The sequence below is a fragment of the Cupriavidus cauae genome (genome assembly GCF_026210475.1).
Lineage (GTDB): Bacteria > Pseudomonadota > Gammaproteobacteria > Burkholderiales > Burkholderiaceae > Cupriavidus > Cupriavidus cauae.
The window spans coordinates 180,723-196,793 of the sequence record NZ_CP080293.1 but is presented as its reverse complement, the minus strand read 5'-3'; the positions used below and the strand labels follow the sequence as shown (position 1 = coordinate 196,793).

Annotated in this window: 15 protein-coding genes; 8 read left to right on the top strand and 7 right to left on the bottom strand. The window is 67.2% G+C overall.

Annotation, left to right across the window (positions count from 1 at the left end; genetic code table 11):
- Positions 1 to 35 precede the first annotated feature (35 nt).
- From KZ686_RS00880 to KZ686_RS00855, 6 genes are all read right to left on the bottom strand, one after another.
- On the bottom strand, positions 36 to 1,073 hold the full coding sequence (locus tag KZ686_RS00880) for a response regulator (RefSeq protein WP_006580100.1): 1,038 nt from the start codon (positions 1,071 to 1,073) through the stop codon (positions 36 to 38).
- A 190-nt stretch (positions 1,074 to 1,263) separates the two neighbouring features.
- Entirely contained in the window at positions 1,264 to 2,727 is a 1,464-nt protein-coding gene (locus KZ686_RS00875; RefSeq protein ID WP_149316645.1) for an NAD(P)(+) transhydrogenase (Re/Si-specific) subunit beta, read from the bottom strand.
- Entirely contained in the window at positions 2,724 to 3,056 is a 333-nt protein-coding gene (locus KZ686_RS00870; protein WP_150083394.1) for an NAD(P) transhydrogenase subunit alpha, read from the bottom strand. Before KZ686_RS00870 ends, KZ686_RS00875 begins: the two co-directional genes overlap by 4 nt.
- A 95-nt stretch (positions 3,057 to 3,151) precedes the next feature.
- On the bottom strand, positions 3,152 to 4,174 hold the full coding sequence (locus tag KZ686_RS00865) for an HAD family hydrolase (protein WP_226107148.1): 1,023 nt from the start codon (positions 4,172 to 4,174) through the stop codon (positions 3,152 to 3,154).
- Between the two features lie 193 nt (positions 4,175 to 4,367).
- Positions 4,368 to 4,730: an aspartate 1-decarboxylase gene (gene panD / locus KZ686_RS00860; RefSeq protein WP_006577190.1), complete on the bottom strand. Its 363-nt coding sequence runs from the start codon at positions 4,728 to 4,730 to the stop codon at positions 4,368 to 4,370.
- A 169-nt stretch (positions 4,731 to 4,899) separates the two neighbouring features.
- Positions 4,900 to 6,021 (bottom strand): Re/Si-specific NAD(P)(+) transhydrogenase subunit alpha, encoded by a 1,122-nt coding sequence (locus tag KZ686_RS00855; protein ID WP_149316648.1) that lies wholly within the window; start codon positions 6,019 to 6,021, stop codon positions 4,900 to 4,902.
- Between the two features lie 231 nt (positions 6,022 to 6,252).
- Here KZ686_RS00855 and KZ686_RS00850 point away from each other — a divergent pair, with 231 nt between their 5' ends.
- Both KZ686_RS00850 and mnmA read left to right on the top strand, forming a co-directional pair.
- The gene (locus KZ686_RS00850; RefSeq protein ID WP_187829092.1) at positions 6,253 to 6,756 is read left to right on the top strand and encodes an NUDIX hydrolase; all 504 of its coding nucleotides are present in this window, start codon (positions 6,253 to 6,255) and stop codon (positions 6,754 to 6,756) included.
- A complete protein-coding gene (gene mnmA / locus KZ686_RS00845; protein ID WP_265632845.1) occupies positions 6,753 to 7,901 on the top strand; it encodes a tRNA 2-thiouridine(34) synthase MnmA in 1,149 nt (382 codons plus the stop codon). The genes KZ686_RS00850 and mnmA overlap by 4 nt, the downstream gene beginning before the upstream one ends.
- 103 nt (positions 7,902 to 8,004) lie before the next feature.
- Here mnmA and KZ686_RS00840 read toward each other — a convergent pair whose 3' ends face one another.
- On the bottom strand, positions 8,005 to 8,619 hold the full coding sequence (locus KZ686_RS00840; RefSeq protein ID WP_226107154.1) for a glutathione S-transferase family protein: 615 nt from the start codon (positions 8,617 to 8,619) through the stop codon (positions 8,005 to 8,007).
- Positions 8,620 to 9,063: 444 nt separating this feature from the next.
- Between KZ686_RS00840 and purB the strand changes: the two genes are divergently transcribed.
- From purB to KZ686_RS00810, 6 genes are all read left to right on the top strand, one after another.
- Entirely contained in the window at positions 9,064 to 10,455 is a 1,392-nt protein-coding gene (gene purB, locus KZ686_RS00835) for an adenylosuccinate lyase (RefSeq protein WP_149316651.1), read from the top strand.
- Positions 10,456 to 10,832: 377 nt separating this feature from the next.
- Entirely contained in the window at positions 10,833 to 11,381 is a 549-nt protein-coding gene (locus KZ686_RS00830) for a cytochrome b (RefSeq protein WP_149316652.1), read from the top strand.
- A gap of 89 nt (positions 11,382 to 11,470) precedes the next feature.
- Positions 11,471 to 12,043 (top strand): YceI family protein, encoded by a 573-nt coding sequence (locus KZ686_RS00825; RefSeq protein ID WP_265632844.1) that lies wholly within the window; start codon positions 11,471 to 11,473, stop codon positions 12,041 to 12,043.
- 127 nt (positions 12,044 to 12,170) lie between these two features.
- Positions 12,171 to 12,761, top strand: a complete 591-nt coding sequence (locus KZ686_RS00820) for a YceI family protein (RefSeq protein WP_149316654.1) — start codon at positions 12,171 to 12,173, stop codon at positions 12,759 to 12,761.
- 565 nt (positions 12,762 to 13,326) lie between these two features.
- Entirely contained in the window at positions 13,327 to 14,718 is a 1,392-nt protein-coding gene (locus tag KZ686_RS00815; RefSeq protein ID WP_150083391.1) for an SAM-dependent methyltransferase, read from the top strand.
- 20 nt (positions 14,719 to 14,738) lie between these two features.
- Complete coding sequence (locus tag KZ686_RS00810; protein ID WP_265632843.1) at positions 14,739 to 16,070, top strand: sensor histidine kinase; 1,332 nt, start codon at positions 14,739 to 14,741, stop codon at positions 16,068 to 16,070.
- The last annotated feature ends 1 nt before the right edge of the window (position 16,071 follow it).

Sequence of the window (16,071 nt, the reverse complement as noted above, 5' to 3'; positions counted from 1 at the left end):
AGGCCAGCGGGAGAGGGAGTGGACCGACGTGACGCTCAACGCCCCGTCAGGCTTCCCTCGTTGCGCTCGAATTCCGTCAGGAAGGTCCGGAAGCTGACCACCGGCTCGTCGAGCAGATGGCGGGGCAGGTCGAACAGCGCGTACAGGAATTCCTCGCGGCCCTCGACGCGTTCGGCCGGCAGGCAGTACTGCTCCCAGTCGACGCAGGCCGGCGTGTACATGCCGTTGCCGGGCCAGAAGAACGGCACGATGCGGCCTTCGCGCAGGCCTTCGGTCAGCGCAGCGGGCGCATCGTAGGCCTCGGCCGACTCGACCTGGCTGGCGAGGCTCGTGCGCGTTTCGATCACCATCAGCGTGGCCTGTCCCTGCGCGGTCAGCAGCAGGATGCCGGCGGGGTTCGGGTACAGGTAGTACTCGACGAAGCCGTAGCGCGCCGCCAGCTGGCGCACGCGCTCGGCCATCGCGGCATCGGACAGGAACGAGAACGAGTGCCGCGTCAGCAGGTCGCGCAGCGTGTGCGACAGCGTGGTGAAGTACTGCTGCTGCAGCGCGTCGATCTCCTGGTCCAGCCGCTCGACCATATTGCTGTCGTGCTTCTTGACGTAGCGGTCGATCAGGCCGTGGTTGAAGCCCTGCACCGCGACGCCTTCATCCGCGGTACCGGTCAGCAGGATGGTCTTGCACGGCAGGTCCTGCAGCGCGCGGCAGAACTCGAGCCCGTCCATCTGCGGCATCGAATAATCGACCACGATCACGCCCGGCTGCACGAAGCGGTGAATGTCGTGGATCTGCCGATGGATGCGGTCGATATCGAGCTGCACCGTGCGGCGCTCGGTCAGGAAGGTCAGATCGTCGTGCGTGACGCGCACCGGCAGGAAGCCGGTGAAGCGCGTGGTGTAGGCCTCGCGGATCCACTGCAGCGCCTCGCGCGGGTCGGTGAAGGTGACCACCGGGCGGGTCCGGTCCATCTGGAAGACCAGGCTGTCCATGAAGGAACGGCTGTCGTCGACCAGTACGGTCAGGATCGGATGTTGGAAGACCGGCAGATGCCTGTCCTGCGGATTGAATGTCATGTCGCGTGCGACCCCGGGAGGCAAGGAGCGGGTCCGGCTGCAGCAGGGAACGCGGGGCCGGCGCCAGGGCCGTGATGGCCGGCGCATGCCGGCCCCCGCGGCCGAGGGCCAGTATAGCGCGCCGGAGCGGGGGCGCAACCGACCCCGGAGGGGGCCGGCGCAATGCGATTTCCGGGCCGGACTCCCCCGGTCAGGCGACCGCCTTGACCATGTCCTCGACCACCTTCTTGGCGTCGCCGAACACCATCATCGTCTTGTCCATGTAGAACAGCTCGTTGTCCAGCCCGGCATAGCCGGCTGCCATCGAACGCTTGTTGACGATGATGGTCTTGGCCTTGTAGGCCTCGAGGATCGGCATGCCGGCGATCGGCGAGTTCGGGTCGGTCTTGGCCGCCGGGTTGACCACGTCGTTGGCGCCGAGCACCAGCACCACGTCGGCCTGTCCGAACTCGCTGTTGATGTCCTCCATCTCGAAGACCTGGTCGTACGGCACCTCGGCCTCGGCGAGCAGCACGTTCATGTGGCCCGGCATGCGGCCCGCCACCGGGTGGATCGCGTACTTCACCGTGACGCCCTTCTCGGACAGCATCTCGGTCAGCTCCTTGAGCGCATGCTGGGCGCGCGCCACCGCCAGGCCGTAGCCGGGCACGATGATCACGGTCTCGGCATTGCCCATCAGGAAGGCCGCGTCGTCCGGCGAGCCCGACTTGACGTTGCGCTGCGCCTGCGAGCCCGCCGCGGCCGCGCTGCTCGCCTCGCCGCCGAAGCCACCCAGGATCACGTTGAAGAACGAGCGGTTCATCGCCCGGCACATGATGTACGACAGGATCGCACCGGAGGAGCCCACCAGCGAGCCGGCGATGATCAGCATCGGATTGTTCAGCGAAAAGCCGATGCCCGCCGCCGCCCAGCCCGAGTACGAGTTCAGCATCGACACCACCACCGGCATGTCGGCGCCGCCGATCGGGATGATGATCAGCACGCCGAGCACGAAGGCGATCGCCAGCATCACCAGGAAGGGCAGCCACTGCTGCGTCATGAAGAAGGCGATGCCGAAGCCGACCATCGCGACCGCCAGCGCCAGGTTCAGCCAGTGCTGGCCCGAGAACACCACCGGCGCGCCCTGGAACAGCCGGAACTTGTAGCGCCCGGCCAGCTTGCCGAAGGCGATCACCGAGCCCGAGAACGTGATCGCGCCGACGAAGCAGCCGATGAACAGCTCGATGCGGTTGCCCAGCGGGATCTCGTGCGAGCCGGCCGCCGTGATGCCGAAGGCCGCCGGTTCGGCCACCGCCGCGATGGCGATGAAGACCGCGGCCAGGCCGATCAGCGAGTGCATCGCCGCGACCAGTTCCGGCATCTTGGTCATCTCGACCTTCTTCGCGACGTAGGCGCCGATGCCGCCGCCGACCACCAGTCCGGCGAGGATCAGGCCCAGGCCGGTGCCGATCGACGACTGGCCGATGCCGGCGGCCAGGAACTCGTTCTTCAGCTTGACGATCAGCGCGACGGTGGTCAGCGCGGCGATCGCCATGCCGATCATGCCGAAGGCATTGCCGCGGCGCGCGGTGGCCGGATGCGAGAGCCCCTTCAAGGCCTGGATGAAGCAGACCGAGGCCACCAGGTAGAGCAGCGTGACGACGTTCATGCTCATTGCGCGCCCTCCTTGCTCGCGGCCTGCGCGGCCTTCTTCGGCTCCTTCTTCTTGAACATCTCCAGCATGCGCTGGGTCACCAGGAAGCCGCCGAACACGTTGACCGCGGCCAGGGCCACGGCGAGCGTGCCCATCGCGCGGCCGACGCCGCCCTCGGTCAGCCCGGCGGCCAGCATCGCGCCGACGATGATGATCGCCGAGATCGCGTTGGTGACCGCCATCAGCGGGGTATGCAGCGCCGGCGTGACCGTCCAGACCACGTGGTAGCCCACGTAGATCGCCAGCACGAAGATGATCAGGTTGATCACCGTGTGGTTCACCATCTCCATCGACTTCTCCTCCCGTTGCTTGAATTCGGTTGTCCGCTCTTCCCAGCGCAGTTGCGCCCGCGGTTTCCCGCGCAGCTTTTCCACACAGTTCCGCGTTACGGCGCGGCCGGCCTCGCCATTGGCTCGCCGGCCAGCGCCCGGCCTGGCGCCGACGGCGCCACGAACACGCGTTCCCAGTCGCGCCGCATGCTGACCACGGTCCAGCGGTGCGCGGCGGCGGCCTTCAGCGAGGCGCCATCCGGCTCGGTGTAGGCCGACTCGCGCTGCGCGTCGTCATGGTCGATCAACAACTGGAACGACGGCCCGCGCCGTCCCTGGCTGTAGGCCAGCATCGCGATATCGCCCGCGCCGCCGACATTGCCGGCGGCGAACACGGGCCGCTTGCCGATCTGCAGCGCGATATTGGCGGGCTTGTTCTCTTTGTCGTTGAAGCTGTCGACGCGCGGCTCGCGCCAGACGGCGTTGCCCTGCGCGGTCTCGCGAAAGCGCAGCGCCAGCCGCGAGCCGATCACCTGCTGCGGCGCGATGCCGTAGTAGTCGGCGGCGAAGGCGCGCATGAAGTCGGCGGTGGAACCCGCGCACAGCCAGGTCTGGTAGCCCTGCGCGCGCAGCAAGCCGAGCAATTCCAGCATCGGCTGGTAGATGCCGTCGCGCAGCGGCGCGCGGCTGCGGGGATGGCGGGCGACGGCGAGAAAGCGCCGCGCCTCGTCCTGGAACGATTCGACCGCGGTGTTGCCGTACACCGCGTGCAGCAGCTGCAGCGCCGCGGTGTCGCCGCGCTGCAGATAGCCGCGCGGATCGGCGAGGAATTCGCGGTAGGGGCTTTGCGCGCCGAGCGTCGGATCGGCGTCGGTGCGTGCTCGCGCGAGATGCGCGACGAACAGCAGCTCGGCGCGCGGGTCCTCGCGCCACAGCGTGCCGTCGTTGTCGAAGATGGCGATGCGGTCGGCCGGGGCGATGAAGTCGCGGCCGCCCGGGGTGGTGGTGTCGCGCACGAAGCGCAGGATCGCCTGCTTGGCGGCGCCGTCGCGCCAGGAGGGTAGCGGGTCCGCCGCCGAAGCGGGCGGGGCGCCGACGTCAGGCGATGGCGATGCCGGCGTCGAGTCGGACGCCGACACCGGGGCCGTAACCGGCGCCGCAGCTGGTGCCGTAACGGGTGCCGTACCGGGTGCCGTACTGGGTGCCGATACGCCGGCGCAGGCCGCACAGCCCGACGCCACGACAACGATGAGCCAGCGGCGCCATGCGCCAGGGCCACCGTCGGCATGCCGGGACTGCGGGCGAGACTGCCTGCGCGCGGCGATCATGGGATCACACCTTCTTGATTTCCTTGATGCGGTTGTTGTCGTCGACCAGCACGATCTTCGGCTTGTAGTCGGCCAGTTCCGCATCGCTCATCGGCGCGTAGGTGCAGATGATCAGGTGGTCGCCCAGATGGGCCCGGCGCGCGGCGGCGCCGTTCAGCGAGATCTCGCCGGTGCCGCGCTTGCCCTTGATGATGTAGGTCGAGAAACGCTCGCCGTTGTTGACGTTGTAGAGCTCGATCTTCTCGTACTCCTTCATGTCCGCCGCGTCGAGCAGATCCTCGTCGATGCCGCACGACCCCTCGTAGTGCAGGTCCGCCTGCGTCACGGTGACGCGATGCAGCTTGGCGCGCAGAATGATGCGTTGCATGGTGTTGCTTTCCTTCGTTGATGCTGGCGCCGCGACGGCTCGAACGGGTGGCCGCGGCACCGTGAAAACGCGCCCGGGATGGGCGCGGGTTGAATCCGGGTTGAATCGATCTGGAGGGTTGGCGCTGCCGGCGCGCCGATCGCACAGGCAGCGCCGATCCGGCAGCCGCTCAGGCGGCCTGGCGGGCCAGCGCGCCGTCCTTGCTGATCAGGCAGGCCGCGACAATATCGTCTTCCGGGTTGATTGTCAGCTTGCCGTCCTTGTCGACGATCAGCTTGAGGAAGTCGAGCACGTTGCGCGCGTACAGCGCGGAGGCATCGGCCGCGACCATGCTGGCCAGATTGGTGTAGCCGACCAGCGTCACGCCATGGCGCTCGACCACCTCGTCCGCCACGGTCAGCGGGCAGTTGCCGCCTTGCGCGGCGGCCAGGTCGACCACCACCGAGCCCGGCTTCATCGCCTGCACGGTCTCTTCCTTGAGCAGCACCGGCGCGCGTCGCCCGGGGATCAGCGCGGTCGTGATGACGATATCGGCCTGCTTCGCGCGCTCGTGCACCAGCGCGGCCTGGCGCTGCATCCAGCTGGCCGGCATCGGCCGCGCGTAGCCGCCGACGCCCTGCGCGATCTCGCGCTCCTCGTCGGTTTCGAACGGCACGTCGAGAAACTTCGCGCCCAGCGATTCGATCTGTTCCTTGACCGCGGGCCGCACGTCGGAGGCCTCGATCACCGCGCCCAGCCGCTTGGCGGTCGCGATCGCCTGCAGGCCGGCCACGCCGGCGCCGAGAATCAGCACGCGCGCGGCCTTGACCGTACCGGCGGCGGTCATCAGCATCGGCATGAAGCGTTGATAGTGGTTGGCGGCGACCAGCACGGCCTTGTAGCCGGCGATGTTTGCCTGCGAGGACAGCACGTCCATGCTTTGCGCGCGGGTCGTGCGCGGCGCGGCCTCGAGCGCGAAGGCGACGATGCCGGCGGCGGCCATGCGCGCATTGTTGTCGGCGTCGAACGGATCGAGCATGCCGACCAGCGTGGCGCCGGGGCGAATCTGCGACAGTTCCTGCGGATCGGGGGAGCGGACCTTCAACACGAGCTCGGCGCCGAACGCGCGGGCCGCATCGACGATGCTGGCGCCGGCCGCCTCGTAGGCCGCGTCCGGACAGCTGGCACGTACACCGGCACCGCTCTGCACGAGCACCTGATGGCCTTGGGCGACGTACTTCTTGACGGTCTCGGGGGTGGCGGCGACACGCGCTTCGCCGGCCCGTGTCTCCAGCGGGATACCGATCTGCATCGTCAGCTTCTCCTGTTGCGGTGCCGCTCCGGGCTACGGCCGGGCAGGCATCCGGGCTCGTTTGTGGGCGCCGCCGTCCAGCGCAGCGCACAATTTTTTCGCAGCTTACAGGAATCTGCCGGCAATGGGTGCGATCGGGGTGCGTTCCGCGCGAGGCCCTGGCGCGGTCCGTCTCGCTGCAGCGCCGCGCGCCAGCCGGTAGAATGCCGGATTGCCTAAAACTTGTGCATCATGTCCCAAGACTGGAAAACCAGCGTCACCGTGGCGGCCGTGATCGAGCGCGGCGGCCGCTTCCTGCTGGTCGAAGAAGAAACCCGCGACGGCCTGAAGCTGAATCAGCCGGCCGGCCATCTGGACCCGGGCGAGAGCCTGGTGCGCGCCGTGATCCGCGAAACGCTGGAAGAAACCGCGCACAGCTTCGAGCCGCGCGCGCTGCTCGGCTGTTATCTGGCCGGTTCGGTGACCTCGCCGACCGGCCAGCATCCCGACGGCAACATCACCTATGTGCGGTTCGCCTTCACCGGCGATCTGGGTCCGCTCGACAGCGGCCGTCCCCTCGATACCGGCATCGTGCGCACGGTCTGGCTCAGCGCCGACGAGATCCGCGCCTGCCCGGAGCGCCATCGCTCGCCGCTGGTGCTGGCCTGCGTCGAGGACTATCTGGCCGGCAAGCGCTTCGCGCTCGACGCGCTGTACACGCATCCGTCGGCGCTGATGCCGGGAGCGCTGCCATGAGCGTCGTCACGAGCGCCGTCACGAGCGCCGCCACTTCGGCCGGCCCCGAACTGAATCCCGGCATCGGCCGCGGCGAACGCGTCGTGGTCGGCATGTCGGGCGGGGTGGACTCGTCCGTCACCGCCTGGCTGCTCAAGCAGCAGGGCTACGAGGTGGTCGGCCTGTTCATGAAGAACTGGGAGGACGACGACGACAGCGAGTACTGCTCGACGCGCCAGGACTGGCTCGACGTGGTGTCGGTGGCCGACCTGATCGGCGTCGACGTCGAGGCGGTCAACTTCGCCGCCGAGTACAAGGACCGCGTGTTCGCCGATTTCCTGCGCGAGTATTCGGCCGGGCGCACGCCCAATCCCGACGTGCTGTGCAACGCCGAGATCAAGTTCAAGGCCTTCCTCGACCATGCGATGTCGCTCGGTGCCGAGCGCATCGCCACCGGCCACTATGCGCGCGTGCGGCAGGGCGGGCACGGCCGCTTCGAACTGCTCAAGGCGCTGGACCATACCAAGGACCAGAGCTACTTCCTGCACCGCTTGAACCAGGCGCAGCTGTCGCGCACGCTGTTTCCGCTGGGCGAGCTGCCGAAGACGCAGGTGCGCGAAATCGCCGCGGAAATCGGCCTGCCGAACGCGAAGAAGAAGGATTCCACCGGAATCTGCTTTATTGGCGAGCGCCCATTCCGGGATTTTCTGAATCGCTATCTGCCGACCAAACCGGGGCCGATGAAGACGGCCGACGGCAAGGTCGTCGGCGAGCATATCGGGCTGGCGTTCTACACGCTGGGCCAGCGCAAGGGCATCGGCCTGGGCGGCAGCCGCGACGGCAGCGGCGATGCCTGGTACGTCGCGCGCAAGGACATGGCGTCGAACACGCTGTACGTGGTGCAGGGGCACGATCATCCGTGGCTGCTGTCGCCGACGCTGCGCGCGGCCGACCTGTCGTGGGTCGCCGGCGAAGCGCCGCGCGCGGGCACCGCGCTCAGCGCCAAGACGCGCTATCGGCAGAGCGATGCGCCGTGCCTCGTCGACGCGGCCGACGCCGACAACCTGCAGCTGCGCTTCGACGAAGCGCAATGGGCCGTGACGCCGGGGCAATCGGCGGTGTTGTACGACGGCGAGGTCTGCCTGGGCGGCGGCATCATCCAGTGATGCCGCGCACGCCGTCCTCCAGCGACGGCGTGCCGGTGGCCGCGGTCGCCACGGTTCACGGTGGCCACAGCGACCTCGGTGGCCACGGTGACCCCGGTCATCCTCAGCCCCGCGGCGGCTCCGTATCGATGAACGACTGGCGCTTGCTGACCTTGTCGTGGAAGGCGACCAGGTTGGGATGGCGCTCGCGCCAGGCGATGTCCGGGAAGCGGAAGTCCAGATAGGACAGCGCGCAGCCGACCGCGACGTCGGCCAGCGAATAATGGTTGCCGGCGCACCAGGTGCGGTCGGCCAGGCCGTTGGCCATCGCCACCAGCGCGCCGTCGATCTTGCCAAGCTGGCGGCGCACCCAGCGCTCGCTGCGCTCGGCCGGCTCGCGCTGCGTATGTTCCAGACGCGCCAGCAGCGCGGCGTCGAGCAGGCCGTCGGCCAGCGCTTCCCAGCAGCGCACCTCGAGCCGCTCGCGGCTGCCCTGCGGGATCATGCGGCTGACCGGCGTCAGCGTGTCGACGTACTCGACGATCACGCGCGAATCGAACACCGCGCCGCCGTCTTCCATCACCAGGCAGGGCACCTTGCCGAGGGGATTGAATTGACCGATCACCGTGTCCGGCGACCACACGTCGACTTCCACCAGCTGATAGTCGATCTTCTTCTCGGCCATCACCACGCGCACCTTGCGCGCGTAAGGGCTGGTCTGCGATGCGTACAGCTTCATGTTCTCCCCTTGAGCTCGTTATGGAGTGCATCGGGCGCTTCGCGATGGAGCGGCTGGCCTTGTGCGCCGGCGGTGGCGCGCGGGTCCTGTCTGCCTTGATGCACTTCGTAACAGGCTACTGGCTCGGCGTGGCGAGTATAACCGCCCGGGCGGCCGTTCCGGCACGGCGCCGGCGTGCAGCGGCGGGCCGGCGGGATTGCCCGCAACACTGACGACGATCGCGCGGCGCAGCGGGAAGGGCGGTGGTAAAATCGCGGCTTTCCAGCGCCGGCTGCCAGGCTGGTGCGCCGGATCGCCCCGGATCGCGCAGGATCGTACTTCCCGGCTTTGTATGCGCTTGAGTACATGGGATGTGCCAGCGCAGCTCGCCGCTGCCGCGTGCGCCGACGCCCCTGCCGACACCGTTCCAGTTTCCCTCTTCATTCCCTCCCGCCGTCTGCCAGCATGTCCGCTACCGCCTCCCCCGCCGCGCTCTCGCCGCTCACCGCCCTGTCCCCGATCGATGGCCGCTATGCCGCCAAGGCCGACCCGCTGCGCGAATGGCTGTCAGAGGCCGCCTTCATGCGCCACCGCGTCAAGGTCGAAGTCCATTGGCTGATCGCGCTGGCCCGCACCGGCCTGCCCGACATGCCGAAGTTCTCGGCGCAGTCCGAAGCCGCGCTGCTGGCGCTGGTCGACAACTTCAGCGAGGCCGACGCGGCCCGGATCAAGGAAATCGAGGCGGTCACCAATCACGACGTCAAGGCGGTCGAGTACTGGATGAAGGAGCGCGTGCAGGACAACGCCGAGCTGGTGGCCGCCAGCGAATTCATCCACTTCGCCTGCACCTCCGAGGACATCAACAACACCTCGCACGGCATGATGCTCAAGGGCGCGCGCGACAGCGTGCTGGTGCCGACGCTGCGCCGCGTGCATGCGCGGCTGGTGGAACTGGCGCACGCCAACGCCCGCGAGCCGATGCTGTCGCGCACGCACGGCCAGCCCGCCAGCCCGACCACGCTGGGCAAGGAAATGGCGAACGTCGCGGCCCGCCTGGCGCGCGCGATCGAACGGATCGAGCGGGTCGAGCTGCTGGGCAAGATGAACGGCGCGGTGGGCAACTACAACGCGCATCTGTCGGCCTATCCCGAGTTCGACTGGGAGGCCTTCTCGCGCGACGTCATCGAGAACCGGCTGGGCCTGGCCTTCAACCCGTACACGATCCAGATCGAACCGCACGACTACATGGCCGAGCTGTTCGACGCGGTGGCCCGCGCCAACACCATCCTGCTGGACCTGGACCGCGACGTCTGGGGCTATATCTCGCTGGGCTACTTCAAGCAGAAGACCAAGGCCGGCGAAATCGGCTCGTCGACGATGCCGCACAAGGTCAATCCGATCGACTTCGAGAACTCCGAGGGCAACCTGGGCCTGGCCAACGCGCTGCTGCGCCACCTGTCGGAGAAGCTGCCCGTCTCGCGCTGGCAGCGCGACCTGACCGACTCGACGGTGCTGCGCAATATCGGCGTCGCCTTCGGCTACAGCCTGCTGGCCTACGAGGCCTGCCTGCGCGGCCTGGGCAAGCTGGAAACCAATCCGGAGCGGCTGGCCGAGGACCTGGACAACTGCTGGGAAGTGCTGGCCGAGCCGGTACAGACCGTGATGCGCCGCCACGGCATCGCCAATCCCTATGAGCAACTGAAGGAACTGACCCGCGGCAAGGGCATCTCCCGCGAGGCGCTGCGCACCTTCATCGAAGGCCTGGCGATCCCCGACGAGGCCAAGGCTCGCCTGCTGGCGATGACCCCGGGCAGCTATATCGGCCGGGCGGTGGAGTTGGCGGAAAGGTTGAAGTAAGGCCTCGAGGGGTGCCGACACGATCTTGTGTCGGTGGCGCACGACGATTCCTTAAAGCCGTCCCTCCGGGCGGCTTTTTCTTTGGAGCGGTGACTGGCAACTGCTCGAGAAATGGGAGCCGCTCCGGGAAAGCCGGCGGGATATCGACCACTTGCCGCCGAAACCGCTTGATCCTCGAATCGGTCAAATTTGCGGTTGCGACTTTTGCGACACACCATAATCCGACCGGTTCTGCGCCGACGTCGGGGACCGGATCTATTCAAACGCTTTGAACGACTCAATGAAGTTCCGCCTTCCCGACGTCACTTTGCGGACGCAATAATGCGAGAATTAACAGCGTCTGCCGAAATAATAAAGACCGAAGCCGGATTTCATCGATGCGTTCCACTACCCCAGCGCGCTATGGCGCGACCGCGATCGGCCTGCACTGGATCGTCGCTCTGCTGATTTTCGCGGCCTTCGGGCTCGGTCTTTACATGACCGACATCCCGGGCTTCACGCCGACCAAGCTCAAGCTGTACTCGTGGCACAAGTGGCTGGGCGTGACGGTGTTCGCGCTGGCGGTGCTGCGCGTGCTCTGGCGCCTGACGCATGCCGCGCCGGCGCCGGTGGCCGGCATGCCGGCCTGGCAGGCAGGCGCGGCCAAGGCCGCCCACGGGCTGCTCTATCTGCTGATCCTGGTGGTGCCGGTAACCGGCTATCTGTACAGCCTCGCCGCCGGCGTGCCCGTCGTCTATCTGGGCCTGTGGCCGCTGCCGACGCTGATCGAGCCGAACGACGCGCTGAAGGAAACGCTGAAGTTCGCCCATGTCTGGCTGAACTATCTGATGGCCGCGCTCGTCGTGCTGCATGCCGCGGCGGCGCTCAAGCACCAGTGGCTGGACCGCGACGGCACGCTCGGCCGCATGCTGCCGTTCCTGCGCTGAGTCCGGCCGATCGCTGCCGCTGTTCCGCTGTTCCGCTGTTCTGCTGTTCTGCTGTTCCGCATTGACCGAATGAAACCGAGGAGTCCTCGATGAAACGTATTCTCCGTCCCGGTGCCTTGCTGCTGGCCGCGTCGCTGGCCTGCGCCGGCTTTGCCGCCAATCTCGCCGCCGCCCAGCTCGATGCCGGCAAGAGTTCGGTGACCGCGGTCGCGCGCCAGATCGGCGTGCCGATGGAAGGCAAGTTCAAGCGCTTTGCCGCCGCGGTGGACTTCGATCCCGCCAGGCTGGCCAGCTCCAGCGCCAAGGTCGAGATCGACGTGGCCAGCTTCGAGATCGGCGACGCCGCCACCACCAAGGAGGTCAAGGGCAAGGACTGGTTCGATGCCGCGCGCTTCCCCAAGGCGGTGTTCGAATCGACCGGCATCAAGCCGGCAGCCGCCGGCAAGTTCGATGTCGCCGGCAAGCTGACCATCAAGGGCAAGACCGTGGACGTGGTGGTGCCTGCGACCTATCGCCAGGAAGGCGCCAATCAGGTCTTCGAGGGCGTGCTGCCGATCAAGCGCAGCGTCTTCAATATCGGCGAGGGCGAGTGGAAGGACACCTCGGTGGTCGCCGACGAGGTCCAGATCAAGTTCCGCCTCGTCACGGCCGCCAAGTCCTGAGCCGGACGACCACCGCCCCCGGGAATCGCGATCCCGCCCTGAAACCATCGTTGCGGTCACCGCCGCACCTGCCCGACGAAACCAACGGCTGAATCCAATCGCCGAACCAACGCTTACCGGAGAACCCATGAAACTGCGTACCGCCGCCGCCATCCTCGCCGCCGCTTCCGCCACCGCCTTCGCCGGCCTCGCCTCGGCGGCCGCCGTGACCTACAACCTCGATCCGACCCATACGTATCCGAGCTTCGAGGCCGATCACCTGGGCGGGCTGTCGAAGTGGCGCGGCAAGTTCGAGAAGTCCAGCGGGGTGGTCACGCTGGACCGCGCCGCCAAGACCGGCACGCTCGACATCAAGATCGATACCGCGTCGATCGACTTCGGCCACGGCAAGATGAACGAGCACGCCAAGAGCCCGGACATGTTCGACGTCCAGGCCTATCCCGAGGCGACCTACAAGGGCAAGTTCTCGAAGTTCGCCGGCGACGTGCCGACCGAGGTCGATGGCGTGCTGACGCTGCGCGGCGTGTCCAAGCCGGTCAAGCTGGAGATCCGCGAGTTCAAGTGCATGCAGCATCCGATGCTCAAGCGCGAGGCCTGCGGTGCCGACGCCTATGCCACCTTCAACCGCACCGACTTCGGCATCGACTACGGCGTCAAGATGGGCTTCAAGCCCGAGGTCAAGCTGGCGATCCAGGTCGAGGGCGTGCGCGCCGACTGAGGCTGCGGCGTCCGAACCTGCCGTTCCCGCGCAAGCGGGGTCCCGTTGAATTTCAAGGACGCCGGATTGCCGCTTGCGCGGGAACGACAGCATCGTGACACCAGTTTGTCAGCAGTTCGAGGGCCGGTTCAACCGGCCCTTTTTCATTGGCGGCAACCCTCCCGCGGTGGGGGGCCATGTGGGGTGGCTCCCCTCGTTGGGATGAGGGCCGTTGTCCACTGCAGCGAGCGCACAGTACAATCGGTCGCTGATTCGCACCTGGCGGCCCGGGAGCGAGACCGGGGGCAGGCATTGCCGGCCCGCGCTCCAGGCCGTTGCCGGCCGGCTTTCGGTCAGGCTGCTGGCCCGCATCGGCCTGTCGTTGGCCCGGCGGCAGTCCCGCAGCTTGCCCCTTCGCCGCTCACTTCCCGATCAGGATCGCAAGCGTATGCCCAACCCCTAGTTTCCGTGCATCGCCTTCGCCGAGCCGTTCGCGAGTTCCTTCGCCCATGCCGCGCCGGACCGTTCCGACCACCGTGTCGGCATGAGCCAGCCGCATCCTTCGGATTTTCCCTGGCGCAAAACCGTGTACTCCCAAACGCAAATTGATCCGGTGGTCAGCTTCCGCAACTCGCAGGGCGAGCAGGTGCGGGGCACGATCATTAATCTCCAGAGAAAATCTCTGGTGATGGAAGTCTATAACCCGTACTCGATTGTCCAGGTCAGCGAGGTATTGAGCGACCTGAGCGTCAGGATCGGGGCCAAGAACGCCTATCTTGGCAAAGCGGTGGTGATGAGCCTGGTCAATACCGGTCTCACGGCGGTGGTCTCGCTGACGCTGATCGACGAATGGCGCGAACTGAGCGACCTGCCCAACGAGCCCCGCTCGGTGGGGCGCGAGGCCGAGCTGTTCGTCAGCGACTGGGACACGCGCTTCAACATCCGCCGCGATTACCAGATCGCCGTCAACGAGATGCGCGCCTTCCTGTCCGAGGTCTCGCGCTGGGTCGAGCAGGTCGACCTGACCGAAAGCCTGCCCAAGGTCGACGGCCGCTTGCGCGCAGACGTGTTCCAGGAGCTGGCCACGCCGCTGATGGTGAAGGTCAAGTCGTACCTGGACCGGCTCGAAGGGGAGGCCGAGCGCGTCGACGTCGAGCTGGCGCCGGTGCATCGGACCTATGCGCAATCGGCGCTGCATCCGCTGCTGCTGCGCGCGCCGTTCGTCTATCGCACCTTCACCAAGCCGCTCGGCTACGCCGGCGACTACGAGATGGTGAACCAGATCCTGAGCGATCCGCAGCAGGGACCGACCACCTACTTCCAGATCGTCAATACGGCCTTCCTGAAGGCGGCGGTCGCCACCGCGCACCGCAACCGCATCGATCTGCTGGTCAACTTCCTCAGCCGGCAGGCGGACAGCGCCCGCGCGGCGGGGCGGCCGTTCCGCGTGCTGAACGTCGGCTGCGGCCCGGCCTTCGAGATCCAGCGCTTTGCGCGCGAATACGCCGAGCCGGACCGGCTGTCGTTCCAGCTGGTCGACTTCAGCGAGGAGACCCTCGAATTTACCCGCGGCTCCATCCAGCGCGCCGCCCGGGAGGCGGGACGCAGCCTGCAGGTCGAGATGGTGCACGAGTCGGTGCACGAGCTGCTCAAGCGGCGTATCGCGGTCGAGGATCCTTCGGTGCGCGAGTTCGATGCGGTCTATTGCGCCGGCCTGTTCGACTATCTGTCCGACAAGGTCTGCGCCCGTCTGCTGAGCCATTTCGCCGCGCGCACGCGCCCGGGCGGGCGGGTGCTGGTCACCAACGTCCATTCGAACAATCCCGAGCGATACGGGATGGAACATCTGCTCGAGTGGTACCTGATCTATCGCGACGAACCAAAGATGCTGAGCCTGCTGCCCGAGCAGTCGACCGACCACGAGGTCTATGTCGATGCCACGGGCGTCAACGTGTTCGCTGAAGCCACCATCTCCTGAGGCGGCGCCGCCGATCTGCCATGACTGTCAACCGACTCTACGCCGGATACCAGGCCGAACTGGCCGACTTTCGCCTGGCGTTCAGCCGCGGCGGAGCCTACACCGCCATCGTGCTGGTGCTGCTCGGCATGGGTCTCGACTACGGCCAGTACCCGGAGTGGCAGGGACCCTTCGCGGTCGCGCGCATCGTCGTCTCGATGCTGATCGCCGGCATCGTCGTGGTGCTGTACAGCCAGCACGGGCGCAGGCTGGCGCCATGGCTGACGCTGTCGTGGCTGTTGCTGCCGCAGCTGATGATCGCGTGGATGATCTGGGAGACCGATGGCGTCGCCTCGCCGTACTACGTCGGCCTGAACCTGGCGATCTTCGCCTCGGGTATCGCGCTGCCGTTCGGCCTGTGGCAGAACGTGGTGTTCGGCGGCCTGTCGTACCTTTGCTATCTGGTGGCCTGCCTGCTGCATCCGGATGGCCTGCATCCGGTCGGCACCTTCCTGGTCAACTCGCTGTTCGTGCTGTTTGCCGGCGCCGCCAGCGCGGTCTACACCTACTTCAACGAGAAGGGCCGCTTCCAGCTGTTCCGGCTGAAGGAAGAACTGGCCAACAAGAACGACGAGCTCGCCCGCATCAACGAGAATCTGGCGCAGATCAAGGGCCAGCTGCTGCAGCAGGAGAAGATGGCCGCGGTCGGTACGCTGGCCGCGGGGCTGCTGCACGAGGTCAACAACCCGGTCAATTTCTGCCTGATGGCGATCGAGATCGCGCTGGAGGAACCGCAGGCCAAGGAGAGCGCCTCGCTGCAGGAATGCCTGATCGACGCCCGGCAAGGGATGCAGCGGATCCAGCATATCGTCTCGGACCTGAAGATCTTTGCCTATCGGCAACCCGGCGCCGAGGTCGAGGGCCGCCCCTTCCTGTTCGAGAAGGCGCTCGACTCGGCCAGCCGGCTGACCGCGCACGAACTGCGCGGCGTGCGGATGACGCGCGAGCTGCCGCCGGACACGCTGGTGTTCGGCGACGAGGCCGCCATCATCGGCGTGCTGATCAACCTGTTCTCGAACGCCGCGCTGGCGATGCGCAAGGCCGGCACGCCGGCACCGGCGATCCATACCACCGTGGTGTGGAAGGACGGCCGGCTGCACGTCAACGTACGCGACAACGGCCCGGGCATCCCCAGCGAGAATCTCGCGCGCGTGTTCGAGCCCTTCTTCACCACGCGCGAGGTCGGCCTGGGCCTGGGCCTGGGCCTGTCGATCAGCTATGCGGTGATCGAGCGGCATGGCGGCGTGCTGTTCGCCGAAAGCGAACTGGGCCAGTGGGCCGCGTTCAGCTTCGATCTGCCGCGGGCGGAATGAG

Excerpts from the sequence above, each read along its gene's own strand:
- KZ686_RS00880 (WP_006580100.1), bottom strand. The coding sequence starts at position 1,073 with ATGACATTCAATCCGCAGGACAGGCATCTGCCGGTCTTCCAACATCCG.
- KZ686_RS00875 (WP_149316645.1), bottom strand. The coding sequence starts at position 2,727 with ATGAGCATGAACGTCGTCACGCTGCTCTACCTGGTGGCCTCGGTCTGC.
- KZ686_RS00870 (WP_150083394.1), bottom strand. The coding sequence starts at position 3,056 with ATGGAGATGGTGAACCACACGGTGATCAACCTGATCATCTTCGTGCTG.
- panD (WP_006577190.1), bottom strand. The coding sequence starts at position 4,730 with ATGCAACGCATCATTCTGCGCGCCAAGCTGCATCGCGTCACCGTGACG.
- KZ686_RS00855 (WP_149316648.1), bottom strand. The coding sequence starts at position 6,021 with ATGCAGATCGGTATCCCGCTGGAGACACGGGCCGGCGAAGCGCGTGTC.
- KZ686_RS00850 (WP_187829092.1), top strand. The coding sequence starts at position 6,253 with ATGTCCCAAGACTGGAAAACCAGCGTCACCGTGGCGGCCGTGATCGAG.
- mnmA (WP_265632845.1), top strand. The coding sequence starts at position 6,753 with ATGAGCGTCGTCACGAGCGCCGTCACGAGCGCCGCCACTTCGGCCGGC.
- KZ686_RS00840 (WP_226107154.1), bottom strand. The coding sequence starts at position 8,619 with ATGAAGCTGTACGCATCGCAGACCAGCCCTTACGCGCGCAAGGTGCGC.
- purB (WP_149316651.1), top strand. The coding sequence starts at position 9,064 with ATGTCCGCTACCGCCTCCCCCGCCGCGCTCTCGCCGCTCACCGCCCTG.
- KZ686_RS00830 (WP_149316652.1), top strand. The coding sequence starts at position 10,833 with ATGCGTTCCACTACCCCAGCGCGCTATGGCGCGACCGCGATCGGCCTG.
- KZ686_RS00825 (WP_265632844.1), top strand. The coding sequence starts at position 11,471 with ATGAAACGTATTCTCCGTCCCGGTGCCTTGCTGCTGGCCGCGTCGCTG.
- KZ686_RS00820 (WP_149316654.1), top strand. The coding sequence starts at position 12,171 with ATGAAACTGCGTACCGCCGCCGCCATCCTCGCCGCCGCTTCCGCCACC.
- KZ686_RS00810 (WP_265632843.1), top strand. The coding sequence starts at position 14,739 with ATGACTGTCAACCGACTCTACGCCGGATACCAGGCCGAACTGGCCGAC.